This window comes from Saccharothrix sp. ALI-22-I (assembly GCF_001984175.1).
Lineage (GTDB): Bacteria > Actinomycetota > Actinomycetes > Mycobacteriales > Pseudonocardiaceae > Actinosynnema.
Genome location: NZ_MTQP01000045.1, coordinates 25,046 through 49,914, shown reverse-complemented (window position 1 = coordinate 49,914; position 24,869 = coordinate 25,046). Strand labels below are relative to the sequence as shown.

At 70.3% G+C, this 24,869-nt stretch carries 21 protein-coding genes and 3 pseudogenes; 18 read left to right on the top strand and 6 right to left on the bottom strand.

What is annotated here, in order from left to right; genetic code table 11:
• Positions 1-146 precede the first annotated feature (146 nt).
• Positions 147-617: pseudogene (locus ALI22I_RS07540) on the bottom strand (DJ-1/PfpI family protein); the annotation flags it as partial.
• A 98-nt stretch (positions 618-715) separates the two neighbouring features.
• Between ALI22I_RS07540 and ALI22I_RS47490 the strand changes: the two are divergent.
• A pseudogene (locus ALI22I_RS47490) lies at positions 716-1,620 on the top strand (GlxA family transcriptional regulator).
• 104 nt (positions 1,621-1,724) lie between these two features.
• Here ALI22I_RS47490 and ALI22I_RS07525 read toward each other — a convergent pair.
• Positions 1,725-2,150 (bottom strand): YceI family protein, encoded by a 426-nt coding sequence (locus tag ALI22I_RS07525; RefSeq protein WP_077004768.1) that lies wholly within the window; start codon positions 2,148-2,150, stop codon positions 1,725-1,727.
• Between the two features lie 195 nt (positions 2,151-2,345).
• On the opposite strand from ALI22I_RS07525, the gene ALI22I_RS07520 reads away from it, so the two are divergent.
• The 4 genes from ALI22I_RS07520 to ALI22I_RS07500 all read left to right on the top strand — a co-directional run bounded on the left by ALI22I_RS07520 (position 2,346) and on the right by ALI22I_RS07500 (position 7,050).
• On the top strand, positions 2,346-3,290 hold the full coding sequence (locus ALI22I_RS07520) for an endonuclease/exonuclease/phosphatase family protein (RefSeq protein WP_077004767.1): 945 nt from the start codon (positions 2,346-2,348) through the stop codon (positions 3,288-3,290).
• A 477-nt stretch (positions 3,291-3,767) separates the two neighbouring features.
• Positions 3,768-5,231 (top strand): class I adenylate-forming enzyme family protein, encoded by a 1,464-nt coding sequence (locus ALI22I_RS07510; protein ID WP_077004766.1) that lies wholly within the window; start codon positions 3,768-3,770, stop codon positions 5,229-5,231.
• Between the two features lie 91 nt (positions 5,232-5,322).
• Positions 5,323-5,568 (top strand): DUF6289 family protein, encoded by a 246-nt coding sequence (locus tag ALI22I_RS07505; RefSeq protein WP_143532034.1) that lies wholly within the window; start codon positions 5,323-5,325, stop codon positions 5,566-5,568.
• A 162-nt stretch (positions 5,569-5,730) separates the two neighbouring features.
• Positions 5,731-7,050, top strand: a complete 1,320-nt coding sequence (locus tag ALI22I_RS07500) for a hypothetical protein (RefSeq protein WP_143532033.1) — start codon at positions 5,731-5,733, stop codon at positions 7,048-7,050.
• Between the two features lie 79 nt (positions 7,051-7,129).
• Here ALI22I_RS07500 and ALI22I_RS07495 read toward each other — a convergent pair whose 3' ends face one another.
• Positions 7,130-8,002, bottom strand: a complete 873-nt coding sequence (locus ALI22I_RS07495; protein ID WP_077004763.1) for a GNAT family N-acetyltransferase — start codon at positions 8,000-8,002, stop codon at positions 7,130-7,132.
• Between the two features lie 217 nt (positions 8,003-8,219).
• Between ALI22I_RS07495 and ALI22I_RS07490 the strand changes: the two are divergent.
• Together ALI22I_RS07490 and ALI22I_RS07485 are read left to right on the top strand one after the other, a co-directional pair.
• Positions 8,220-8,519: pseudogene (locus ALI22I_RS07490) on the top strand (winged helix-turn-helix domain-containing protein); the annotation flags it as partial.
• Positions 8,512-10,326, top strand: a complete 1,815-nt coding sequence (locus ALI22I_RS07485) for a S9 family peptidase (protein ID WP_077004761.1) — start codon at positions 8,512-8,514, stop codon at positions 10,324-10,326. The pseudogene ALI22I_RS07490 and the gene ALI22I_RS07485, both read left to right, overlap by 8 nt.
• Before the next feature lie 487 nt (positions 10,327-10,813).
• On the opposite strand, the gene ALI22I_RS07475 is transcribed toward ALI22I_RS07485, so the two are convergent.
• Positions 10,814-12,037 (bottom strand): MFS transporter, encoded by a 1,224-nt coding sequence (locus tag ALI22I_RS07475; protein WP_083751519.1) that lies wholly within the window; start codon positions 12,035-12,037, stop codon positions 10,814-10,816.
• A gap of 406 nt (positions 12,038-12,443) precedes the next feature.
• Here ALI22I_RS07475 and ALI22I_RS07470 point away from each other — a divergent pair, with 406 nt between their 5' ends.
• Together ALI22I_RS07470 and ALI22I_RS07465 are read left to right on the top strand one after the other, a co-directional pair.
• Positions 12,444-12,899, top strand: coding sequence for a LysR substrate-binding domain-containing protein (locus ALI22I_RS07470; RefSeq protein ID WP_238598176.1), 456 nt, complete (start codon positions 12,444-12,446; stop codon positions 12,897-12,899).
• A gap of 282 nt (positions 12,900-13,181) precedes the next feature.
• A complete protein-coding gene (locus ALI22I_RS07465) occupies positions 13,182-14,102 on the top strand; it encodes a S66 peptidase family protein (protein WP_077004759.1) in 921 nt (306 codons plus the stop codon).
• Between the two features lie 149 nt (positions 14,103-14,251).
• Here ALI22I_RS07465 and ALI22I_RS07460 read toward each other — a convergent pair whose 3' ends face one another.
• Complete coding sequence (locus tag ALI22I_RS07460) at positions 14,252-15,730, bottom strand: aromatic amino acid ammonia-lyase (protein ID WP_077004758.1); 1,479 nt, start codon at positions 15,728-15,730, stop codon at positions 14,252-14,254.
• A 143-nt stretch (positions 15,731-15,873) separates the two neighbouring features.
• On the opposite strand from ALI22I_RS07460, the gene ALI22I_RS07455 reads away from it, so the two are divergent.
• The 7 genes from ALI22I_RS07455 (at position 15,874) to ALI22I_RS07420 (ending at position 21,443) form a co-directional block, all read left to right on the top strand.
• Positions 15,874-16,977 (top strand): ABC transporter ATP-binding protein, encoded by a 1,104-nt coding sequence (locus ALI22I_RS07455; RefSeq protein WP_077004757.1) that lies wholly within the window; start codon positions 15,874-15,876, stop codon positions 16,975-16,977.
• Positions 16,974-17,609, top strand: coding sequence for an ABC transporter permease (locus ALI22I_RS07450; protein WP_077004756.1), 636 nt, complete (start codon positions 16,974-16,976; stop codon positions 17,607-17,609). The genes ALI22I_RS07455 and ALI22I_RS07450 overlap by 4 nt, the downstream gene beginning before the upstream one ends.
• Before the next feature lie 2 nt (positions 17,610-17,611).
• Positions 17,612-18,298 carry an ABC transporter permease gene (locus ALI22I_RS07445; RefSeq protein WP_077004755.1) on the top strand — a complete coding sequence of 229 codons (687 nt, stop codon included), beginning with the start codon at positions 17,612-17,614 and terminating at the stop codon, positions 18,296-18,298.
• Positions 18,295-19,218 (top strand): ABC transporter substrate-binding protein, encoded by a 924-nt coding sequence (locus ALI22I_RS07440; RefSeq protein ID WP_077004754.1) that lies wholly within the window; start codon positions 18,295-18,297, stop codon positions 19,216-19,218. Before ALI22I_RS07445 ends, ALI22I_RS07440 begins: the two co-directional genes overlap by 4 nt.
• A gap of 28 nt (positions 19,219-19,246) precedes the next feature.
• Positions 19,247-20,083 carry a MurR/RpiR family transcriptional regulator gene (locus ALI22I_RS07435; protein ID WP_083751518.1) on the top strand — a complete coding sequence of 279 codons (837 nt, stop codon included), beginning with the start codon at positions 19,247-19,249 and terminating at the stop codon, positions 20,081-20,083.
• A gap of 426 nt (positions 20,084-20,509) precedes the next feature.
• Positions 20,510-20,905 carry a RidA family protein gene (locus ALI22I_RS07425; RefSeq protein ID WP_077004752.1) on the top strand — a complete coding sequence of 132 codons (396 nt, stop codon included), beginning with the start codon at positions 20,510-20,512 and terminating at the stop codon, positions 20,903-20,905.
• A gap of 79 nt (positions 20,906-20,984) precedes the next feature.
• Complete coding sequence (locus tag ALI22I_RS07420; RefSeq protein WP_077004751.1) at positions 20,985-21,443, top strand: DUF488 family protein; 459 nt, start codon at positions 20,985-20,987, stop codon at positions 21,441-21,443.
• Here ALI22I_RS07420 and ALI22I_RS07415 read toward each other — a convergent pair.
• Positions 21,349-22,242, bottom strand: a complete 894-nt coding sequence (locus ALI22I_RS07415) for a hypothetical protein (protein ID WP_077004818.1) — start codon at positions 22,240-22,242, stop codon at positions 21,349-21,351. The genes ALI22I_RS07420 and ALI22I_RS07415 overlap by 95 nt on opposite strands.
• A 473-nt stretch (positions 22,243-22,715) precedes the next feature.
• Between ALI22I_RS07415 and ALI22I_RS07410 the strand changes: the two genes are divergently transcribed.
• Both ALI22I_RS07410 and ALI22I_RS07405 read left to right on the top strand, forming a co-directional pair.
• Complete coding sequence (locus ALI22I_RS07410) at positions 22,716-23,405, top strand: response regulator transcription factor (RefSeq protein ID WP_077004750.1); 690 nt, start codon at positions 22,716-22,718, stop codon at positions 23,403-23,405.
• Complete coding sequence (locus tag ALI22I_RS07405) at positions 23,402-24,865, top strand: sensor histidine kinase (protein ID WP_143532032.1); 1,464 nt, start codon at positions 23,402-23,404, stop codon at positions 24,863-24,865. The genes ALI22I_RS07410 and ALI22I_RS07405 overlap by 4 nt, the downstream gene beginning before the upstream one ends.
• Positions 24,866-24,869 lie beyond the last annotated feature (4 nt).

Here is a 24,869-nt window from a genome sequence, read left to right as displayed (position 1 = left end):
TCCCAATCCAACGGACCGAACGGCGGTTCCGGGTCGTACTCGATGCCGTACTGGATCGTGCGGGCGATCCCGTCGCCGGCCATCCGGGACACCAGGCGCAACGCCATGTCGATGCCCGCGGACACGCCGGCGGCGGTGACGACCGGACCGTCTTCGACCCACCGCCGCGCCACCGGGGTCGCGCCGAACCCACCGAGCAGGTTCCGGTACATCCAGTGCGTGGTGGCGCGCCGCCCGGTGAGCAGACCGGCCGCCCCGAGCAGGAGAGCTCCGGTGCACACCGACGCGGTGATCTCCGCACCGGCCGACGCGCCGCGCAGGTACGCCAACAGGCGCTCGTCGGTCATCGCCCGGATCGTGGCCACCCCGCCACCGGGGACGATCAGCGCGTAGGGCGAGGGAACGTCGGCGAACGTGTGGCTCGCGGTGAGCGTCAGCGGGGTGTCGGTGGCCATCGGGTCGAGCCGGTCGGCCACCACCACGACCCGGTGGCCGAGTCCCGCCTGGACGAGGGAGGTGAGCACCTGGAGCGGGCCGACGAGGTCGAGTGCGGTGATACCGGGGTAGAGCACGAACGCGATCGCCCTGACTGGTGCCGTGGTCGAGGTGTCGGTCATGGTCACCAATCAACCGGGCGGTCGGTCGCGTCGTGGGCCGGTGTCCGAAATCCTGCGAACCGTGTCATCCGGCCAGGGGTGCTGCTAGCGTCGTGATCATGTCGCGGTCGCCGAGACGAGTGCTGATCGTGGGCTATCCGGACGCCGAACTGCTCGACATCGCCTGCCCGTCGGACGTCCTCGACGCGGCCAACCGGCTCGGCGCACGGCGGCGGTACGAGATCGTTCTGGCCAGCCTCGACGGCCGCGTCGTGCGCTGCGAGTCCGGGCTGACGCTGGTCGCCGGGCTGCGGCTCGACCAGGTCGACGGACCGCTGGACACGGTGATCGTCGCGGGCGGCATCGGCCACGAAGCGGCGGCGGCCGACCCCCGGCTGACCACGCACCTGCGCAGGCTGGCAGGCGTGAGCAGGCGCGTCGCCTCGGTGTGCACCGGCGCCACCGTCCTGGCCGCGGCCGGCCTGCTCGCGGGCAGGAGGGCCACCACGCACTGGAGGTACGCCGCCCGACTCGCCGCCCGCTATCCCGACGTGACGGTCGATCCCGCTCCGCTGTTCGTCAGGGACGGCAACGTCCGGGGAACCAGGCCCAGGTCAGCATGTTCCTCACCGCGCCACCGCCGGATCACGGCGTGGTGCGGGACCTGACCGGCCACATCGCGAGCCGGCCGAACGCCGACCTGGGCGTGCCGGCGCTCGCCGGTCGGGCCGGCCTGAGCACCCGACAGCTGACCAGGCTGTTCGACACCCACCTGGGCACCACGCCGAGCCGGTACGTGCGCGCGGTGCGGACCGAGGTCGCCGCCCAACTGCTGGCCTGCACGGAACTACCGCTCGCCGCGGTCGCCCGTCGGTGCGGTTTCGGCTCGGCCGAGACCCTGCGCCAAGCGTTCCTCGACCACTACGACACGTCACCGTCGGCCTACCGCACGGCGAACCGTCCACGGGTGTCACCGCCGAACGGTTCGACGCCGGAACCGTCGGGCCGGGCACGACTCCCGTAGTCGGACCCGCGCCCGGTCACGCACCGTCGGGGCTTGGTCGGACCGGACCGGCGCACCGCGACGAGTGCTCCGTCGTGTCCGGTCGACCGGGGTTCGGGGTCAGGTCACTCGGGGTTGCGGGTGAAGCGCAGGGTGAGGGCGAGCGAGGTGATGTCCTTCATCATGCCGAGCTGGTTCCAGGTCAGGCCGAAGTCCTTGCGGTCGACGGTCAGTTCGGCGTTGAGGGTGACGGCGTCGGGGGAGACGTCGTCGGCCGTGGCGGTGAAGGAGAGCGGCCGGGTGGTGTCGCGCACGGTGAGCTCGCCCTTGACCTTGACGGTCCCGTCGCGGCCGGCGGTGGCGCTGGTGGTGGTGAAGGTGAGCGAGGGGTGCTTGTCGACGTCGAAGAAGTCGGCGCTCCGCAGGTGGATGTCCCGCTTCGCGTTCTTGGTGTCCACGGAGGCGGCATCGATCGTGACGACGCCGTTCGCGGAACCGTCCGTGGTCTCCCTCCTCGGCCCGGTCGGACCCAAGACCGACTGCCCCAGCATTCACTGACGGGAACGCGCCGGTAACCCACCGTGAGCGGAAATCGACTGGCGCGCGGGGGATAGCACACCTGCGCGCCACGATCGGGTGACACCTGTAACCCCTTGGGGAAATGCGGCGAGTTACTAGTATGGCGGCTCGCCGCTTTCGGCATCCCACGGCCGCCCCTAGCTTCGCGCAGCCCATGGGAGGTCAACATGGTTGTGATCGCGACCTGGAACGTGGAAAACCTGTTCCGCCCCGGCGGTGATGGTCCCGCCGATCAAGCCACCTACGACGGGAAGCTCCAGGCGTTGGCGCGCACGATTGCCGACATCGCCCCGGATGTGCTGGCGCTGCAAGAGGTCGGCAGTCCCGAAGCACTCTCGGACCTCGTCGGCACGCTGGGCGGAACCTGGCACCAGGAGCTGTCCAAACACCCCGACAGACGCGGTATCCGGGTCGGCTTCCTCAGCCGCCACCCGCTGACCGTCATCGACGACACCGCCACGCTGCCGGCCGAACTCGCCCCCATCCAGATCGCCGACAAGCCGACACCGCCCAGCGACGAACTCAGCCGCGGTGCGCTGGCCGTCACGGTCGAGCCGGTGGCCGGATTCACGCTCACGCTCATCACCTGCCACCTCAAGTCGAAGCTGCTGACCTTCCCCAATGGCCGCTTCAATCCCAAGGACGAAGGCGAACGCGCCCGGTTCGGCGCCTACGCGCTCTACCGCCGCGCCGCCGAAGCCACCGCCGTGCGCGAGTTGGCCACGAAGCAGCTCAACGGCGACCACGACGAGCGCGTCATCGTCCTCGGCGACCTCAACGACGAGCCCCACGCCGCCTCCGCCCAGATCTTCAACGGCCCCACCGGTTCCGAGATCGGCAGACCCGGGTTCGACCAACCCGACAACGGCGACCGCCAACGCCTGTGGAACCTGGCCCCGCGCATCCCCGAGGACCAGCGCTTCTCCCGCAAGTACCGGGGACGCGGCGAGCTCATCGACCACATCTTCGTGAGCCACGCCCTGCTCAAGCCGCTTCCCGAAGCACGCACCAAAGCCGGCCAGGACCTGCCGTCGGTCACGGACGACCCCGCGGCCCGGCGCGATGACCGGGGTTCGGACCACGCCCCCGTCATCGCGACCTTCACCGTCTAGTCAGGAGGGTCGGATCACGGCCGAACCCAGACTGCCGATCATCTACGTCCGGGGGTTCGCCGGAAAGCCGTCCGGGATCGACCACGCCGTCGACGACCCGCTCCACGGCCTGGCCGAGCACCTGGGTCTGCGGTCGCGTGCGGCACTGCTCGGCGCCATCGACGCGGCCGGGTTGTCGGTGATCGACAAAACGGACACCAGGCCACGCCACCGCGTGCGACCGATCCGGACGATCCCTTGCACGCGGCGCGTGCCGCGGAGGTCACGTCCCTCTGGCGGCTCGGGGCCCGATGAGCGTTCGACTTCCCTTGCGGCAGAAAGGGGTGTGATCGGAGTATCGCTCGACGGCATTCGGCGCATAGTGCCGCCGGGTTCGAACGATCCGGCCGTCGGTGACGTTAAGCACGGGTGCCGGAGCGTGTCGTGAGGGGTGCGGCACGGGCGGTAGACGTGGCGGACCGACGAAACGGACACGACATGACCGAGCTGTTCCCGCACGCGATCCTGCACCAGTTGGCGTCGGCGCCGGACACCCCGGCGTTCGAGCACGGCACGCGGGTGGTCAGCCGTGGGGAGCTGTTGGAGTTGATCGGCTCGTCGGTCGAACGGATGCGGTCGGCCGGGCTCGGGGTGGGGGACGGGGTCGCGTTGGCCACGGCGGTCACGCCCGAGGCGTTCGCCGCTTACGTCGCGGGGTGGTCGTTGGGGTGCAGGGTCGTCGGGATCGCGCCGCAGCAGAGCGCCAAGCAGGTGGCGCACATCGTGGGCGATGTGGAGGTGTTGGTCGTCGACGACACCGCGCCGGCCGGATTGTTGTCGCTGGTGCCGCGCGTGCTGCACGTGAAGGACTTCGTCGGTGGCAAGGCGGACGTGGTCGTGCACGGGAGGCCGGACGACATCGCCTGGGTCGTGCACACCAGCGGCAGCACCGGGACGCCGAAGGGCGTGCAGTACTCGTACGCCGGGATGTCGCGGTGGTGGTCGTGGAACCAGACCGGCTGGGACGACCGGACGCATGCGCTGGTCGCCCGGTACAGCCGGTTCGCCCTCTTCGGCACGTTGGCCAGCGCGGTGGTGCAGGAGCACCTCGGGTGCTGCCTGGTGTCCGGCGGCACGGCGGTGATCCCCGAAGGGACGCCCCTGTTCCCCGACGTGCTGGCCGACCTGCGGATCACGTCCACGCTGCTCACCGTGCCGCGCCTGCACCACATCCTGGACGAGTTGGACGAACGGGAGGTCGACCTGGGTGCGCTGGAGGCGGTGCTGGTGGCGGGTTCCCCGCTCGCGCCGCACCGGTTCGCCCAGGCGGTCGACGTGCTGGGCGACGCCGCCCACACCGGCTACGGGCAGACCGAGACGGGCCTGCTGACCCTGCTCACCGCCCAGGAGGTCCGGGACCGGCCCGAATCGGCGGCCTCGGTCGGCCGGGTGCGGAGCGGCGTGGAGTTGGAGGTCCGCGACGATGCCGGACGGGTGGTGCCGGCCGGGACATCGGGGGAGATCTGGTCGCGGACCAGCCTGACGTTCGTCGGTTACCGCGACGACCCGGAGGAGTCGGCCGCGGTGCTCCAGGACGGGTGGGTGCGCAGCCGCGACATCGGCCACTTCGACGAGCACGGCTACCTGTACCTGACCGGGCGGGCGCGGGACGTGGTGATCGTCAACGCGATCCTGCACCACGCGGGTCCGATCGAGCAGGTGCTGGCGGCCGACCCCGACGTCGACCAGGCGTACGTGCTGGCGGTGCCGGACGAGCGGACCGGTGAAGCCGTGCACGCCTTCGTGGTCCCGGTCGCGGGCCGCACCCCGGACCCAGAACGGCTGCGGGCCGCCGTGGCGGCCGAACTCGGTGCGGGAGCCGTGCCTGCGGCGATCCGATTCATCGACGCGGTGCCCGTCGGCGCGGGCGGGAAGCCCGACAAGCGGGCGCTGCGACCGTAGGGCCGGGTGGCTGGGCGCCGAACGGGCGATTTCCCCACGTCGCCGTCCGACTAACGTGAAAGGAAGTCACATCGACCTGGGGATGGCGCGCATGATCCGTCGTGTGGTCAGCTCGGTGGTGCTCGTGTCGGCGATGGCCGCGGTGCCCGTGCTGGCCGCCGCGCCCGCGCAGGCGATCCCGGCCTGCAAGGCGGGCTACCAGTGCGCCAGGACGTACTACTCGGACGCCACGTACGAGTTCCCGGTAGGCGGATACCTGCGCACCTGCGAGGGCACGTCGAGCCAGTGGGGCAAGACCGCGAGGTACGTGGAAACCGTGCAGTCGCAGTGCAACTAGCGTCACCCGCACCGTTCGAAGTCGTGGAAGTGCGTTGATAGTGGGCCGGGCTACGTTGACCTCCGTTCTGGGGTTGCTCGAACGTCCGGCCCGGCGCCGGACCCACGACAGGTGCCTTCTTTGAGATCACACAGTTTGAGATCACGCGGGATCATCGGCGCGGTGGCGGCTGTCGCGCTGGTTCCACTGCTGACCACGCCCGCGCAGGCCGCGGTCGCGAACGTGACCGTGGACTTCGGCGCGGTGGTGCGGCCGGTGCCGCGGGACGCCTTCAGCGCCGACATCACCGGGTACGGGTCCGGCAGCTACATCACCAACGACCCGCAGCACCGCGCGATGCTCGCGGGCCGGTACGGCTCGCTGCGCATGGAGCTGAAGTACACCACGCCGGGTGATCCCACCAGCGCCATCATCGCCGGCGGCTCCGGCGCGGAGACCAAGGTCGCCGGCGACGCGTGGATCACCGCGATCAAGGACCTCGGCGCGGAACCGGTGCTGATCGTGCCGGACGACGCGACCGACGCGGCCAACCTGGTGCGGCACTTCAACCTCGGCGGCAACCGGATCGGCCGGTGGATCATCGGCAACGAGCCGGACACCAAGCCGAACGGCACCGCCGCGGTCTTCGGCGCCCGCTTCAACGCCGTCTACGACGCGATGAAGGCCGTGGACCCGTCGATCAGCGTCGGCGGCCCGGCCGTGTCCCACCCGAACATGACCTACATCAGGGAGTTCCTGACGGTCAGCGGCACCCGTGCGGACTTCGTGGACTTCCACAAGTACGGCGCGGGCGAGAAGCCGGTGTGCGACACCACGTTGCTGGCCGAGACGGCGCAGTGGAGCACCGACGTGGCCGCGGTGCGCGACATCATCACCAGCGTCGTGCCGGCGCGGGCGAACCAGATCGGGATCCAGATCGGCGAGACCAATTCCGACTGGGGCATCCACCCGAACCCGGCGGGCTGCGGCAACATCGGCACCGAGCCCGTCCAGTACCGCAACGCGGCCATCTGGTGGAGCGCCAGCGTGTTCGGCCGGCTCGCCGAGGCGGGCGCGCGCGGTTACGCCTACGGCGACAAGAACGGCGCGCTGGGCCTGCTGTACGACCAGCCCAACGCCAGTGGCGCGGGCCGCAACGAGCGGATGCCGGTCTACCAGGGCATCGGCTTCTTCACCGGACAGGAGGGCACCGCGCTGGCCCACTTCGGGAGCAGCCTGGTGCGGTCGTCCACGACCCTCGGGAACGTCGAGGTGTACGCCTCCGCCAATCCCAAGGTCATCGTCGTGGTGAACAAGGGCATGACGCCGTACAACGCCGTGATCGGGGTCGGATCCGGTCTGACGCAGGCGGCCGTGCACCAGAAGGACGGCAACACGGTGAGCTACGCCAAGCCGGCCAACCTCGGCACGGTGGCGGTCAGCGCCGGCCAGGTGACCGTGGGCCTGCCGGGCCCGTCGGTCACGCAGCTGGTGCTGAGCTGACCCCTGTGGGTGGGCAGGCCCGGCCCGCCCACCCACAGCACGTCACGACGCGCTCAACCGATGATCGGGGATTCACGGCCTAGGCGTCCCGGCAGCGGTCCCGGATCTCGGGGAGGTGCCGGAAGCCGGCTGACTTGTAGGTGGCGACGGCGCCGACGTTGGAGCTCGGGGTGCAGACGATCGCGCTCGACGAGCCCAGCTCCTGGAGTGCGGCCGCCGCGGCGACGGTGATCGCCTTGCCGTAGCCGTGACCGCGATGGTCCCGGTGCACGCCCATCGGCTCGAGCAACCCGGGCTTCCCCGGACCGGCCGACCACACCGTCACCGCCGCCACCGCGTTGCCCTGGTCGTCGTACGCGACCAGACACCGGGCGTCGGCGTACGGCAATCCGGCCGCCATCGCGTGCCAGCGCTCGTCCGTGAACGTCGACCCGTCGGACGATGCCCGCTGCACGGCGGTCCGCACGTGCGCCTGCTCCGGTCCGATCACCTCGATCCGCACGCCGGGGTCCTTCACCGGCTCCGTGAGGTCGCGGCGCAGCGGCGTCCACGGCTCGCCGGCGTTCCAGCCGTCCTCGGACAGCAGATCTTGGACCAGTGCGCCCATCGGCGCGTCGAGGCACACCTTCCCCTCTGCCAGTACGCCGCGCTCCGGCTCGGTCACGTCCTCGACCAGCTGCCGCGCCAGCTCCTCGTCCCGCTGAGCGTCCGGCGCGATCGTCAGCCGCAACAGCCTGAGCTCGGGATCGTCCAGCAGCCCGACGGCGAGAATCCGTCCGTCCCGGCTCCAGGTCCGGACCGCCGCGGCCGTCGCCTCCGCACCGAACCGCCAGAACCAGCCCAGGTCCCCCGGATGCAGTTGCATCGGCGCCCCGTCGTACTGCCACTCCCGCAGCACGCCCACAGCCTCGCTCAGCCCGTCGGCTCCCGGCTCGCCCAACGCAATCGCCATACCTCCGATCACACACCACCGCGCCGACCGCCCGCACCCGGTTTTCGGCAGCGCCGTTGGGGCCAACCAGGCCTCTGACTCCTTGACCCGGCCGGTATCGCAACACTACTTTCGAAACATGTCTTTCGAGCGGCGTCAGCTCACCGACGCGCACGACTCCGGGCGCTGAGCCACCCGCTGCGGGTGCGGCTCATGGAGCTGCTAGCACCAAGAGGGCCGGCTCACCGCCACCGAAGCGGCGGCCGAACTGGGCATGACTCCCGCGAACTGCTCGTTCCACCTGCGGTTGTTGGCACGGCACGGTTTCGTCGAAGAGGCGGAGGGCGGCGTCGGCAGGCAACGGCTGTGGCGGCTGGTCGAGCAGGAAACCCGGATCTCGACGCGGGACGCCGTGCAGCACGTGATCAACGAGTACGTCGACCGCGGCGCGCCGTCCAAGCGCCGTCCCGACACCGCGCCCATCGACATCTCGATGACGCCACTCCGGCAACCACTCTCAGGGGGAGAACATGGCTGAATACCGCGACTTCGCGCCGAAACAACGATTCCGCCCCAACATCGCGCTGTCGCCTGACGGCGCGTTCGTGGCGTACGCCGCGAACACCGACGGGCAGTACAACCTGTACGTGGCACCCGTTTCCGGTGGTCCGGCCCGCAAGATCACCGACTACACCGAGAACGCCGTGATGCAGGTCGCGTGGTCACCGGACGGCCGGAACCTGTTGTACACGGCCGATTTCCAGGGCAACGAGCAGTACCAGCTGTGCCTGGTCGACGCCGCCGGCGGCACTCCTCGGCGGCTGACCGACACCGTGGACCGCCAGCACGTCCTCGGGCCGTCCATCTACGAGTACGGCGCTCTCACGCCGTTCACCCCGGACGGCCGGAGCGTGGTCTACGCGGGCAACGACCGCGACGCCGCCGTGCAGGACGTGCTGATCCAGGACTTGGCGTCCGGCGCCGTCCGGCGGGTCGAGTCCGTCGCGGGCACGGTGCTGCACGCCGTGTCGGTGTCGCCGGACGGCCGCTGGCTGCTCACCTCCGGCATGCACAGCATCGCGGACACCGACCTCGGCCTCGTCGACCTGCACGAGCCGGACGCGCCACTGCGGGTCGTGACCGCGCACGAGGGCAAGCGGCTGCACATCGCGGGGCCGTGGGCCGCGGACTCCTCCGGGTTCCTCCTACTGCACGACACGAGTGGCGAGTTCCGCGCGTTGGGCTCGTATTCTCTGGCCACCGGCGTGGTCACGGACCTGGTGACGCCGCCGTGGGACGTCGAGCAGGTGGTGACCTCCGGCGCGGTGCGGGCGTGGACCGTCAACGAGGACGGCATCTCGCGGCTGTTCGTGCTGCGGGACGACGAGTCGGTGACGTTGCCCGAACTGCCGGCGGGCGTGATCGCCTCGCTGTCCGTGGTGGGCGATGTGCTGACGTTCCTGCTCTCCACCGGCACCCGGTCGGCCGAGGTCGTCGCGCTCGACCTGGCCACGAACGAGATGCGGTACCTGACGTCCAGCTCGCCGTCGGTCGCGATCACGTTCGTCGAGCCGGAGTTGGTGCGCTACCCGACGCACGACGGCCGTGAGGTGCCCGCGTGGCTGTACCGGCCTGGCGGTGACGGCGTTCGCGGTGTGGTGATCTCGATCCACGGCGGGCCGGAGATCCAGGAACGGCCGCGGTACAACTACTCCGGGCTCTACCAGTACCTGGTCGCGCGGGGGATCGCGGTGCTCGCGCCGAACGTGCGCGGCTCGACCGGGTACGGCAAGACCTACCAGCGGCTGATCTTGCACGACTGGGGCGGCGGCGAGCTGGGCGACTTCGAGTACGCGGTCAAGTACCTGCACGGTCTGGACTGGGTGGACCCCGCCCGGATCGGCGTGTGGGGCGGGTCCTTCGGCGGCTTCGCCACGCTGTCCTGCCTGTCCCGGCTGCCTTCGCTGTGGGCTGCCGGCGTGTCGATGGTGGGCCCCTCGAACCTGCTCACGATGGCCCGTTCCGTGCCCGAGACGTGGCGCGCCGAGGTGCTCGAATGGCTTGGCGATCCGGACACCGAGGCCGATTTCCTGCTGGAACGGTCGCCCATCACGTACGCCGACGCGATCACCGCGCCGCTGTTCGTCATCCAGGGCGCCAACGACCCGCGCGTGGTGAAGGCGGAGAGCGATCAGATCGTGGCCGCTCTGCGGGAGCGCGGGGTCGACGTGCGGTACGACGTCTACGAGGACGAAGGGCACGGTTTCACCAACCGGGCGAACGAGGTCCGGGCCTTCGGTGACACGGCCGACTTCCTGGTGGCCCACCTGACCGGTCCTGCTTGAGCCAGGCGTGGCCACGGCTGAGCGGACTACCCACTGGACAGGTGTCGCCGGCCGTGTTCGACCGACTGGCCACACCTGTCGGGCCGGTCTCCTGCGCTGGTGAACAGCGCGGTCAGCAGAAGAGGGCAGTGGTGGAGCGTTTGGTGGGGTAGGGGGCCGTTGGCGACGAGGGATACCAGCCCGTGGCCGATGACCCAGCTCTGAGTCGCCAGTTTCAGCGGGTCGGTGTCGGGTGGAAGCGGTCGGCCTTCCTGCCTCGGTCGACGGCTTGGACCAGGTACTCCAGGGTCGCATCGGTTGAAGTGGGCAGGGCGCGGCGAAGGCGAGCAGCAGGCCCCTGTGGCTCAGTGAAGTGAGAAGGGGGTTGGGGTAGGCGGATGCGAGCGATCACTGGTTCAGTTCCCGCGGTCGCTTCGCAGTTGATCTGGCGGGTTCTCGCTGGAGGGCGGCTGTTGCCCCGTTCGCGGGAAGGCGGCGCCGTTCGGGGTCAGTGGGCGGGTGCGGGCTCGGCCGGGAGTTGCCGGACGGAGCGCACGGCGAGCGCCAGTGGTGCGCTCAGCACGGCGATCGCCGCGCCGGCGAGGAGCACGGCGTCCGTGCCGATGACCTCGGCCGCCGGTCCGGCCAGGGCCATGCCCAGCGGCGCGGCGGCCAAGCCGACGACGGTGGAGAAGCCGGTGGCCCTGGCGACGAGGTCGGCGGGCACGTGGACCTGCCGCGCGGTCTCGGTGAGCACGGCGTAGAGGCCGGCCTGCACCCCGGCGGGGACGGCCGCCGCGGCGAGGATCGGGACCGGCGCGCCGGCGGCGAGCAGGGCCAGCAGCGGGGCCAGGGCGACGGGGATGGTGACGGCCACCAGCAGCGGGCGCCGCGGTCGCCAGCGCAGGGCCAGGGCGCTGCCCAGCAGCGCGCCGACGGCGTAGCCGTTGGCGATGAACCCCCAGGCCAGAGCGCCACCCAGCTGCTGATCGGCGATGACCGGGGCGAGGACCAGGAACGGGGAGATGCAGGCGCCGTTGATGACGGCGACCTGGATCGTGGTGGCCTGCAACCAGGGGCGGGCGCGGAAGTCGCGCCACCCGTGTCGCGCGGCGTCGAGCAGTGCGGGTCGTGGCGGCACCGGCCTGTCCGGGACTTTCAGCGCGACGAGCGCGGCGGCGCTGATCGCGAACGTGGCCGCGTCCACGGCGAAGGACACGCCCGCTCCGACTGTCTCCACCAGCACTGCGGACACCACCGGGGCGACGAGCGTCGCGGCGTTCTTGGCGGCGTTGACCAAGGCGTTGGCCTGACGGCGCTGCTCCTGGGGCACCACGTCGGCGACCAGGCCCGCTGCGGCGGGGGCGAAGAAGGCGTTCGCCGCGCCCGCCACCGCTTGCAATGCGGCCAGGTGCCACAGCGTCCCGGCGCCGGTGATCAGCAGCGCGGCCGTCAGGCCCTGGGAGGCGCAGCGGACGACGTCGGCGGCGAGCATGACGGCCCGACGCGACACCAGGTCGCCCACCACCCCGCCGACGAGCGTGAACACCACCACCGGTAACCGGCCGACGAGCAGCACCAGTCCGACCTCGGTCAGCGACGCACCGAGCCGCAACGAGCCGAACACCAGCGCCATGCCGATCAGGCCGTCACCGAAGTGGGAGGAGGTCCGGGCGATGAAGTACCAGCGGAACGTCGGGTCGCGCAGCAGCGGGGGCACAAGCCGGGGCATGGGACCGTACGTTGCCGGCACCCACCGACAATCCGCGGAGCCGAGAGGCAGCTACAGCGGCCCGCCCACCCGAATCCGTCGAGCATGTTCGGACGATCCAGCCCGTCTGCTGCGCGCCCCGCTCCGGTGTCCTGCCGAACCTTGCGGTGTCCGGACCTGCATTGCGGTACTCGGACACCTCGACCATCAGGCCAACGACGTTGGATGCGGCGACGGCAACGATGAAGTCGCGGCGGCAGTGTGCCGGAGAGTGAGCGCTCTCCGCCTTACCGGGTGAGGCGCATGGTCACCGCCAAACCAGGGGTGGCCACGCGGTTGCTGCTCCGGATCTGCGAACGGTTCCGGGCGGATCCGGACGCACCGGAGATCCGGGTGGTGTTGAGCGGATTTGGGTGAGCAGGCCGACATGGTCCGGGACGGGCGCGCGGACCTGGCCATCGCCGCCTGCGTCGACGACCACGACCTCGACATCGAGCTCGTGGCGACCGAACCACGCGTCGCCGCGCTCGCCGTGGGACACGAGCTGGCCGGACGCGAGGTCCTCAGCACCGCTGACCTGCTCACCGAGCCGGCGCCCCGGTGGAGCGACTCGAGGGTTGTCGACCGCGACTACTGGCTGGGAAATCCGGATCGCCCGGCCGACGGCCCGGTCGTGCGGGACAGTGCCCAACTGCTGGACGTGGTCGCCCTTGGCCAGGCCGTGGCATTGGTGCCCGCCTCGCTGGCTGCGATGAACGTCCGGCCCGACGTGACGTACCGCCCCGTACCCGACGCGGCGCCGTACCAGACCCTGGTTCTCTGGCCGGCGGGCAGCCGGTCGCCATGGATCGCCCGATTCGTCCAGACAGCGCTGGAGGGGTGAGCCGACGGTGTGCTGCACCGCGGCCCAGCCACCTGAGCGCGGCACCCCGCGGCGGCTGGAGTACTCGGCAAGATCCATTGGCGAAATACCGCAGACCCTCACCGCCAACACCAGCCTTCACCCGAGACCACTTCGCCACTCGACTTTCCTCGCCCAGGTCAGGGCGCCCATACCAAGGACGATTCGCTGACACAGGACACTTGAGCTGTGGATTCGAAGTCGGCGGGCAGCCGGCCAGTCTGTCTCGCCGCCTCCGGCCTCCGGGTCTGCGACAGTCGTCGCATGTCCGACATTGATCAAGCCGTTGTACTGCCGCCGCGAGTTCGTCCGGGGGATCGTGTCCGCCTGGTTTCGCCGGCCAGTTTCCCCAGTGACGAGATGCTCGCGGAATCGGTACGGACGCTGGAAAGCTGGGGGCTGACTGTGGAAGTCGGGGAGCATGCGCTCGACCGTCACGGCTACATGGCCGGCCGGGACGAGGACCGGCTGGCCGATCTCAACGACGCCTATCGCGATCCCGGGGTGCGCGCGGTGGTCGCCACGCGAGGCGGCGCGGGCGCGTACCGCATCGCCGACGGCATCGACTTCGCCGCCGTGCGGGCCGATCCCAAACCGCTCGTCGGGTTCAGCGACATCACCAACCTGCACCTCGCCTTGTGGCGGCACTGCCGGGTCGCCGGGATCCACGGGTGGCTGTCCGGGGCCCGCTCCGCGGAGGCGACGCGGCGGCTGTTGCTGGAGAGCGTGCCCACCATCCTTCACCGGGATCCGGAAGCGCTCACGGCGGCCGTCGAAGTCCCCGGCACGGCTGTGGGACACCTCGTCGGCGGGCACCTCGGCACCGTCGTCGGGTTCATCGGCGCCGGACTGCCCAGCCTGGACGGCGCGATCCTGTTGCTTGAGACGCCGCGCACCATCGGGCTGGGGCAGGTCGACCGGCACCTGACGCACCTCATGCGGTCCGGCTCGCTGCGCGGCCTGCGCGGGGTCGCGCTCGGCCGGTTCCCCGGTTTCGAGGACTACACAGACCGCAGTTGGAACGTGATCGACGTGCTGCAAGACCGCCTGAGGACGTTGGGCGTCCCGGTGCTCGGCGGCATCGACGTCGGCCACGGCGACGATCCGCTGTCCGTGCCGCTGGGACCGGTCGCGGAACTGGACACGAACGCGCGCACGCTCACCGTCGGGCCCGCGGTCCACTGACCTCACCCGCGCAGCAGCGAAGCAGCGGAACAAGGGCGACTACACCCCACTCGGCCACCTCCGCCCCGAAACCCGCAAGGTCGGCCCGGCCACCCGGAGGGAATCCCGCAAGGTAGTCCGGATTCCGCAAGGTTGGGGTGGAGAGGATGTCAAAGGTCGGTGAACTCGTCGACCAGGGCTGCCGCGGCTTCGACGTCGGGGCTCAGTTGGCGGTCGGCCATGATCGGGTTCAGCTTGGCCGCCGCGAGTTCGTAGGCGGTGCGCAGGGGTGTGTCAGGGTTGGGTGCGAGGTCGCGCATGCGTAGTGCGCGCAGGGCCGCGACCAGTTCACAGGCCAGGACCAGGCGGAACGCGTTGAGCGATCCCAGTGACTGGCGGGCCGACTGGAAGGCGAAGCTGGAGTGTTCCTCCAGGCCGCGCGACACGATGGCGTTGCCCAGGCTCGGGGTTTCGGTGAGGCTGCGCACCTCGGCGAGGGCGGAGTTCGCGCTGTACTCCAGGATCATCACGCCGGAACTGCCGCTCGCCCCGTCCGCGAGGAACGGCCGCAGGCCGGTGAACCTCGGTTCCACCAGGCTCGCCAGACGTGCCGCGGACAGCGTGCCGGTGTGCAGCAGCGCGAGCCTCATGCGGTCGAGGGCCTGGCCGAGGTAGGCGCTGTGGAAGGCGCCGTGGTGGTAGGCGCTGTCGTCGTCCGCGCGGATCAACGGGTTCTCCGCGGCCGCGTTGATCTCGACTTCGAGCACCCGGCCGAGGTCGGCGGTGGCGTCGAGTGCGGGGCCGTGCACTTGGGGGAAGCAGCGGTAGCCGAAGGGGTCCTGGATTCGTGCCGCGGGGTTGATCGGCTCACCCAGCAGGCGGCGCAGTTCGGCGGCGGCCCGCACCTGTCCGGGGTGCGGCCTGCCCGCGTGCACGGGCTCGGCCAGCGCTTCGTGCGAGCCGTCGACGGCGAGGAACGACAGCGCCGTCACGACGTGTGCGGCGGACAGCAGTTGGTGCGCCTCGTGCCAGGCGATCGCGGCCATGCCTATGGTCAGCGCGTTGCTGCTGATCAACGCCAGCGCGTCGCCCGAGTCGAGGGTGATCGGCTCGGGGGACGCGCCGGTGCCGAGCCAGAAGCGTTCACCCAGCAGTGTGAGCCCGGTCTCGGCCAACGCGGTCAGGTCACCGGTGCCGATGGCGCCGAACTCGTGCACCGCGGGGAAGGAACCGGCGTTGAGCGCGTCCGCGAGTACGTCGACGACGGCGGGGCGCAGCCCGGCGCCTCCGGCCAGCAGCTGGTTGAGCCGGACCACGAGCATCGCGCGCACGTACTCCTCGGGGAGCAGCTTCCCCAGCCCGCCCGCGTGACTGCGCAGCAGCCGCAGCCCGTGCTCGGGCCGGTCGCCGGCGTTCACGTTTTCCGACCGGTTGGCGCCCACCCCGGTGGTGCGGCCGTACACCGGCCGGTGCAGGACCACTCGCTGTGCGGCGTGCCAGGACGCGTCGACCCGGCGCCTGCCGTCGTCGTCGACCACGACGGGGGCGTGGGCGCGGGCGACCTGCACCACCTCGGCGCTGGTCATGGTCTGTCCGTTGAGGACGATCGGGTCGAGGGCGGGCAGCGTGTCGGGAACGTCCGGGTGCATGTTCGGCCCTTCCTCGTCGTGCGGAGGTGCGCGCCGTTGCGCCGTTACGAGCAGGTGAAGTGTGGCGCTCGGCCCCTTGACACTGCTCGGCGTGGACCAGAGCATGCATGAACGCATTCACACATGACAAGAGGTGAATCGTCTTGATCAGTTTCGAGGCCGTGAACAAGAAGTTCGCGGACGGAACCACGGCAGTGCGCGAACTCGACATGGAGATCCCCGAGGGGCAGCTCACGGTCCTCGTCGGTTCGTCGGGCTGCGGCAAGACCACGACGCTGCGGATGATCAACAGGATGATCGACGCGACCAGCGGCAAGGTGCGAGTGGACGGTCGCGATGTGCGCGACGTCAACGCCTCCACGCTGCGCCGGAACATCGGCTACGTCATCCAGCAGTCGGGCCTGTTCCCGCACCGCACGGTCGGCGACAACATCGCGACCGTGCCGCGCCTGCTGGGCTGGGACCGCAAACGGGTCCGCGACCGCGTGGTGGAGCTGCTCGACACCGTCGGGCTGGCCCGCGACCTGGCCGGGAAGTACCCGCACCAGCTCTCCGGCGGCCAGCAGCAACGCGTCGGCGTGGCCAGGGCTCTGGCCGCCGATCCGCCGATCCTCCTGATGGACGAGCCGTTCGGCGCAGTAGATCCGGTGGTCCGCACCCTTTTGCAGGACGAACTCCTGCGGCTGCAGGACGAGTTGCACAAGACGATCGTGTTCGTCACCCACGACATCGACGAAGCGGTCAAGCTCGGCGACCGGATCGCGATCTTCAAGACCGGTGGCCACCTCGTGCAGTTCTCCACGCCCGCGGAGCTGCTCGCGCACCCCGCGGACGACTTCGTGGCGGACTTCCTCGGCTCCGAGCGCGGCCTGAAGCTGCTCTCGCTCACGTCGTTGGCCGACGTGCCGGTCGAACCGGTCACCAGCGTGACCGAGTCCACTCCGATCGCGGAGGCCAGGCGGGCGGGCGACGGCTGGTTCCTGCTGGTGACCGACGACAACCGGCCGCGGGGCTGGCTGCACGTCGACCACCTGCCCGCCGACGGCGTGCTGACTGACGCCGAGCCGATCGTCGCCGCCGGCCTGAGCGGGAACGCCTCCCTGCTCGCGGCGCTGGACGCCACCGTCTCGTCTCCCGTGGGCCTCGCCGTCCGCGTCGACGACGACGGACGCGTGGTCGGCGTGTCGAGCCCGCAGCGGATCAACGAGCGCGCGGCGCGGTTCCGGGCCCAGGTGCTGGTGCCATGAGGTGGTCCTGGATTCCCGACCACGCCGGGGACCTCGCGATGACGACGCTGGAACACAGCGCGATCGCGGCCGTCGCCGTCCTGTGCGGACTGGTGCTGGCCCTGCCGCTGGGCGTGCTCGCCGTGCGGTTCCCCGTGCTCAAGGGCGCGGTGCTCGGCATCTCGGGCGTGCTGTTCACGATCCCGTCGCTGGCGCTGTTCATCCTCCTGCTGCCGTTGACCGGTCTGAGCTACGAGACCGCCGTGCTCGGGCTGACCGTCTACACACTGGTCGTGCTCGTCCGCAACACGGTCGAGGGCCTGGCCTCGGTGCCGCCGCACGTCCGTGAGGCCGCCCGCGCCATGGGCTACGGCGGTACCCGCACCCTGCTCACGGTCGAGCTGCCGCTGGCCCTGCCGGTGATCATGGCGGGCGTCCGGGTCGCGACCGTGATGACGATCAGCCTGGTGAGCGTCGCCGGGTTCATCGGGCACGGCGCGCTCGGCCAGCTGTTCATCGACGGGTTCCAGCGCGACTTCGCGGTGCCGGTCATCGCCGGTGTGGTGATCACGCTGCTGTTGGCGCTGGTGGCCGATCTGGCCCTGGTCGCCACCCAGCACGCGCTGACCCCGTGGACCAGGAGGGGGCGGTAACCATGGGTGAGCTCATCGCCGACGTGGTGCGCTGGTTCGCCGACGCCACGCGGTGGTCCGGTCCCGAAGGCGTCGTCCAACGCCTGCTGGAGCACCTCCAGTACTCGCTGCTGTCCACAGTGGTCGCCGTGCTCATCGCCCTGCCGATCGGGTTGCTGATCGGCCACACGGGCAAGGGCGCGTTCTTCGCCATCAACCTCGCCAGTTTCGGCCGCGCGCTGCCGACGGTCGGCGTGGTGATCCTGGTGTTCCTGGTCAGCGGGCTGAACCTGTGGCCGGTCTACGTGGCGCTCGTGGTGCTGGCCATCCCGGTGATCGTCACGAACACCTACGCGGGCATGGCGGCCGTCGACCACGACGTGCGTGACGCGGCCCGCGGCACCGGCCTGAACGGGTGGCAGGTGCTGTTCCAGATCGAACTCCCGCTGGCCGTGCCGCTGATCATGAACGGTGTGCGGTTGGCCGTCGTCCAGGTGGTCGCGACCGCGACCATCGCGGCGTACATCAGTTTCGGCGGCTTCGGCCGCTACGTGTTCGACGGCTTCGCGCAGAACGACCTGGCCCAGGTCTTCGGCGGAGCCGTGCTGATCGCGGTTCTCGCGATCGCGCTCGACCTGGCCCTGAGCGGGCTGCAACGGGCACTCACGCCCCGTGGACTCGCACTGCAACGCCGAAGGAGCAATCGATGAAGCCCAAACTCGTCACCGCGGGAATCCTGACGAGCCTCGCCCTGGTGATGACGGCGTGTTCGGGCGGTGTGACCTCACTGGACCCGCAGAGCAGCCAGACCGGCACCGCCTCCGACGGCGCGCTCACCGTGGGCACCGCCAACTTCAGCGAGAACGTCATCCTCGGCCACCTCTACGCGGGGGTGTTGAAGGCCAAGGGGATCGACGCCACGGTGAAGGAGAACCTCGGGTCGCGCGAGATCATCGTGCCCGCGCTGCAGGGTGGCGACATCGACGTCCTGCCCGAGTACCAGGGCAGCCTGCTGCAGTACCTGGACAAGAACGCCAAGCAGAGCGCGGCCGAAGAGGTCCAGGCGGCATTGGGCCCGGTGATGCCCAAGGGGCTGAAGGTGCTGCCCTACGCGGCCGCGGAGAACAAGGACGTCTACGTCGTCACCAAGGAGACGGCGGACAAGTACAGCCTCAAGACCCTCGACGATCTGAAGGCGCACAGCACGGAACTGGTCTTCGGCGGCCCGGCCGAGGACAAGACCCGTTTCGTCGGGCTGGTGGGCCTCAAGGAGGTCTACGGGGCCGAGTTCAAGGAGTTCAAGGCCCTCGACGCGGGCGGCCCGCTGACCAGGGGCGCGTTGGAGGGCGGCGACATCCAGGTCGCCAACCTGTTCAGCACCGACGTCACCATCGTCAACAACGGCTGGGTGGTGCTGGAGGACCCGAAGAAGCTGGTCCCCGCGCAGCACGTGGTGCCGCTGATCAACGAGTCGAAGGCCAGTGCGACCGTGACCGCCGCCCTCGCCGTGCTCAACGACAAGCTGACCACCGAGGAGCTGACCAAGCTCGACGCCCGGGTCGACAACGACAAGGAAGACCCGGACACCGTGGCGCAGGAGTGGCTGAAGGAGCAGGGGCTCGCCTCCTGACCCTCCGGACCCGACGATGAGAGCGGCAATGGACTCGACAGCTCTGCGGCAGCTGCTGGGCGGACGACGGTTGTCGCCCGCCCAGCGGCGGATCGCCCGATACCTACTGGAACACCCGCAGGAGGCAGCGTTCCTGGGCACCGTGGACCTCGCCGAACGCGTGGGGGTGAGCCAGGCGTCGGTGACCCGGTTCGCCTTCGCCCTCGGGTTCGAGACGTTCCCCGAGTTCCGCGCCGCGGTGCGGTCGCTCGTGCTCACCCCCACGGCGACCGCACCCGCCGAGGAGCTCAACGAGATCCAGCTCCTGGTGGAGACCGAGATCAGGAACCTGCGGTCGCTGCGGGACGGGCTCGCCGACCCGGGACCGCTGCGGGAGGCGGCCGAAGCGCTGGCCGCCTCCCGGCCGCTCCCGGTCATGGGCCTGCGGGTGTCCGCGCCGTTGGCCCACCTGTTCGGGTACTTCGCGGCGAAGGTGCACCTGGACGTGCGGGTGCTGGACTTCCCCGGCTCGCTGATGGAGGACGGGCTCACCAGGGCGGTGGACGCCGGGGCGAGCTGGGCGCTGGCGTTCGCGTTGCCGCGTTATCCGCGTGAGATGCGCGACGCGCTGGTGTTCGCGAAGCGGGTCGGCCTGCGGACCGTGCTGGTGACCGACCAGCCGATCAACCCGCTGACCGAACACGCGGACCTCGTGCTGACCGCGCCGGTGAGCTCGCACTTCGCATTCGACTCGCACGCGGCGTCGACCGCGTTGTGCTCGGCCCTGCTGCACGCGATGCTGGCCGCGCTGCCGAAGGAGCGGCAGGCCAGCCTGGACGCCTTCGAAGCCATGGCATCGCAACGCGAGGTATTCGTGGCCGACTAGTGCTGTGACCGGAATGGTTCACCGGGGTCGCTGGGTTGTGATGGCTCTGGGGACGGTTCCTGGCCAACTCCGAGCAGGCCGACCACACCGCGCAGACCCGGGCCTTGCACGCCTACCTGCGCCGGCGCAACGCCAACGCCTGCCACCCCGACGTGCTCGCCGCCCAACGCCGAGAACCAGCACCCGTCCGCAGCGATAAGGGCATCCGCCGGGGACGGCCAGCGCGATCGCGGACAGCCGACCGCGCCGGCGCAGCAGCAGAACCAGTGAGACCAACCGGTCGGCGAGCATGCGAAAACTCAAAGGAATACGTGACACAGGATGTCGTGATTCGTTGGGAGGCTTTCAACACGACGTCAAAGATGGGCGGCTGCCGAGCCGATGGACGTACGTGCTGTCGATGAATCGAATGGAGCTGGTGTGGCAATGGAGCGAACGGCCGTCAACCCGTGGACGTGGTCGGTGGAGATGGGGTACAACCAGGGTGAGATCGTCTCCGGGCACACCCGGACCCTGTACTGCTCCGGGCAGACCGCGATGAACAGCGACGGCAAGCCCCAACATGCCGGTGACATGGCGGCGCAGTTGGCGCTGAGCCTCGACAACCTGGAAGCCGTTCTCGGCGAGGCCGGCATGTCCCTCGCGAACCTCGTCCGGCTCAACGTCTACACCACCGACGTCGATCTGCTGTTCCCGCACTACGGCGTGCTGGCGTCGCGGTTGGGCGCCGCCGGGGTGGCACCGACCACCACGATGCTCGGGGTGACACGGCTGGCGATCCCCGACCTGATGGTCGAGCTTGAGGGGACCGCCGTCGCGTGATGCGACCTCGGCGCCCCCGGTAGCGCTGCCGGTTGAACCGGCACGAGTAGCAGGCAGACGGGCGATTTCCGTGGTCAGAATGGTGACAATCGGCGTCTACGGCTTCGACGGCGAGTCCTTCCTGCAACGACTGCGGCACGCGGACGTCCGCCTGCTACTCGACGTACGCGCGCGCCGCGGTGTCCGCGGACCCGAGTACACCTGGGCGACCTCACGCCGGTTGCAGGCGGCTCTCGCCCAGGCCCGGATCGCCTACGAGCACCACCCCGAGCTCGCCCCGACCACCGGGCTACGCCGGCTCCAGCACGCCGAGGACGACCGCCAAGGGTCGGCAAGCGCCCGCCGCGAGCTCGCCGCCGAGACCAGCGAACACCCCGTCCGGACGTGGGAGTCAGACCTGGCGGTCGTAGGAGCAGCGGTTGTCGCGGACCCGATCAGCTCCTTCAGTTGTAGGGCATGGTCGGGAACCAGCCGATCCCGAAGATCGACGGAACGCGGACGTCCCAGTACACGAGCAGGAACACGCCGAGCGCGATGAGCAGCGCCGCGCTGACGATGGTGGTGCGGCGTGGGTTGCGGGCGACCATCGTGGTGAACCGGCCTCTGGTGACCAGTGACAGCACCGCGACCACGATCCCGACGAGCACGATGTTGCCCACTGACTGCAACACGAACGTCCCGGCCCCGTAGAGCGGGTTCCCGGACTCCACCGCCGCGCGGAACAGCTTGATGAACATGGGGTATGGGCGGCCGATCAGGAACGCGCCGACCAGCGCGCCCAGCACCACCACCCGGGCGACCGGCCGGTTGCGGAACAGGTCCGGTACGACGCCGAGAGACGCCAGGCCCAGGTAGGTCAGCGCCAGACCGACCAGGCCGAACACAACGGCGGACTGCACCAGGCGCACCGGCATCGTGCCGATCGTCGCCGTGGACAGCTGGGGCAGGCTCGTGCCGACCAACACGCCGACCGCGCCGTAGACCGCTGACACCCCGACCATGCCGGCTGTGAAGAAACCCAAGGGGCGCAACAGGGATCGGCCGCCCGCCTCGCTCATCGGTCCGATCGAGGCGGCCATCGCGATGTTGCACGCGGTGAACGTGCCCGCGACGCCGGAGACGAACGCGAACACCAGACCCGCGGCCGTACCCGCGATGGAGGCGGTGGCGGCTTCCTCGCCGAGCAGGGTGTTGGCGACGTTCGCGCCGATCACGTGGTCGACGAACTCGTAGGACCACAGCACGGCCAGCAGCACGCCCGCCACGGCGCTGCCGAAGATCAACCGTCCGGATCTGATGGGGGAGTGGGTCTCGACGACGGGCTGGGCGTGCGCCATGACGTTCGCCTCCTGCGGTCGACCGATCAGTCGCCCCAATGTCCTCGGTCACCCGCCGCCGCGACTACTTCCAGGCTGCCGTCCTGCCGCCCGCTTCCTGCTCGCCCACCCGTCCCGAACACCTCCGTCCGCCTCACTGGTCCTGTGGGGTGTCAAACCATGCACCGGGCTGCTGACCTGTGATGATCGTGCATCATCGACCACAAGGCATGATCGTGAGGCGTGGCGTTACGACTGCTGTACTTGATCTTCGTCCGGCTCGTCGGCCGGGCAAACAGGCATCAGCACGGTGACGGACAAGGGAACGACCCAATGCTGACCAGTGCCGGTCTCACCGGAGCCTCAACGTGCGGAAGGGTGTCAGGCATCCTGATCCACGCCGGGCCGTTCCGGTGTCATTATTAGTCGTTTCTTAACGCCCCGCCTGACCGCACCGCCCGTGACATCGGACAATCGGCAGTGGAGGTGGTGGAGTGCTGATCGTGATCGCGGACGACGAGGACGCGGTGTGCGACTCGTTGTCGCGCACGCTGCGGTTCGAGGGCTACGCCGTGGAGATCGCGAAGGACGGGGAGCAGGCGCTCGCGGTCATCCGGGACAACCGTCCGGACGGCGTGATCCTCGACGTCACGATGCCGGTGCTCGACGGCCTGGAGGCGTGCCGCCGGCTGCGGGCGGAGGGAAACCTCGTGCCGGTGCTGATGCTCACCGCCCGTAGTGACGTCACCGCGCGGGTCGCGGGCCTGGACGCCGGCGCGGACGACTACCTCGCCAAACCGTTCTCGCTCCAGGAACTGCTCGCGCGGGTGCGGGCGCTGCTGCGGCGCGCGCGGCACGAAGGGGGCACGTCCGAGCCGGCGGACCTCCGGTTCGACGACCTCACGCTGAACCCGGCCACCCGGGAGGTGGTGCGTGCGGGACGGGACATCCGGCTCACCAGGACCGAGTTCGCGATCCTCGAGCTGTTCCTGCGCCACCCTCGGCAGGTGCTCACCAGGTCGGCGCTCTTCGAACAGGTCTGGGGCTTCGACTTCGGCAGCAGCTCCAACAGCCTCGACGTCTACCTCGGCTACCTGCGCAAGAAGCTGGAGTCCGACGGCGGCCGCAGGCTCCTGCACACCGTCCGCGGCGTCGGCTACGTCCTGCGCGAGGAACCGCTGTGAGGCTGCGCCTCCGCGGGGTGGGGCGGCGAAGGCTCAGCCTGCGTGCGCGGGTCGCGGTGCTCTCAGCGCTCGGGGTCGCGCTCGCGGTGGTCGTCGTGTCCCTCGCGGGCTGGTGGCTGATGCACATCCGGATGTACGAGAACCTGACTGTCCAGCTGCGCAGCGACACGGACACGGCGACGCGGGCGACCACGCCCGATGGAGCGCTGCGCGCCATGCACGCCGTCGACGAACTGCCGAGCAACTGGCAGGAGATGCAGGACCTGTCGCCGGAAGTCATGCGGTTGCTCGACGTGGCCGGCCAGCCGCCGCCCGTCATCATCAGGTTCCTCGACACCGGCGGGAAGCCGGTGTCGAGCAGCGAGGGGTCGACGTGGCTGGGGCCGGTGACCGCCAAGGCCGCCCACGTCGCGACGAGCGGGAGCGGTCAGGACCTCGCCGACGCCGGGCCGGGCATGCCGTTGTACCGCGCGCTCACGGTGCCGAGGGACGGTGGTGCGGTCCAGGTCGCGCGGCGTGTCACCGGCATCGAGGGGACCCTCGACGATCTCCGGGTCCTGCTCACCTTCATCGGGCTCGCCGGCGCTGCCCTCGCGGGCGTGGTCGGCTGGGGTGTCGCGCGGGCGGGTCTGCGGCCGGTCCACCGGCTCACGGGTGCCGTGGAGGAGGTGGCCAGGACCCAGGACCTGGACAGCTCGATCCCGGTGGACGGGCGGGACGAGATCGCCCGGCTCGCCACGGCGTTCAACCGCATGCTGACCGCTCTCGGCGCGTCGAAGGCCGCTCAGCAGCAGCTCGTGCAGGACGCGGGCCACGAGCTGCGGACACCATTGACCAGCCTGCGCAACAACGTCGAGCTGCTCACCTACGCCGAGGCGCAGCTCGGTTCCGGCAAGGTGCTGTCGCAGGACGACCGTTCCCGGCTGCTGCGGGATCTCGGGGTGCAGGCCGAGGAGCTGACCATCCTCACGACCGAGCTCGTCGAGCTGGCGGCGGAGAACACCGACCCTGAGCCGTTCGAGCCCCTGGACCTGGCCGACGTGATCGACAGCGCCGTCATCCGCGCCCGCGCCCGGTGGCCGCAGGTCGTCTTCGCCGTCTCGACCGGTCCCGCGGCCATGAACGGCCAGCTGGGCGGGTTGTCCCGCGTGGTGCTGAACATGCTGGACAACGCCGCGAAGTGGAGTCCACCCGGCGGCACCGTCCACCTACGACTGTCAGTAGTGGACGGTGCCGCCGAGCTGACGGTCGCCGACGAAGGACCGGGGATCAGCGAGCAGGACCGGCCGAAGGTCTTCGAGCGCTTCTACCGGGCCACCGCCGCCCGGTCCATGCCCGGTTCCGGCCTCGGGCTGGCCATCGTGGCGCAGATCGTCGAGGCGCACGAGGGCACCGTGGTGGCCGGGGAGGCGCCGGGCGGTGGCGCGGAGCTGCGGGTGCGGCTTCCGTTGGCTCGCTGAACAC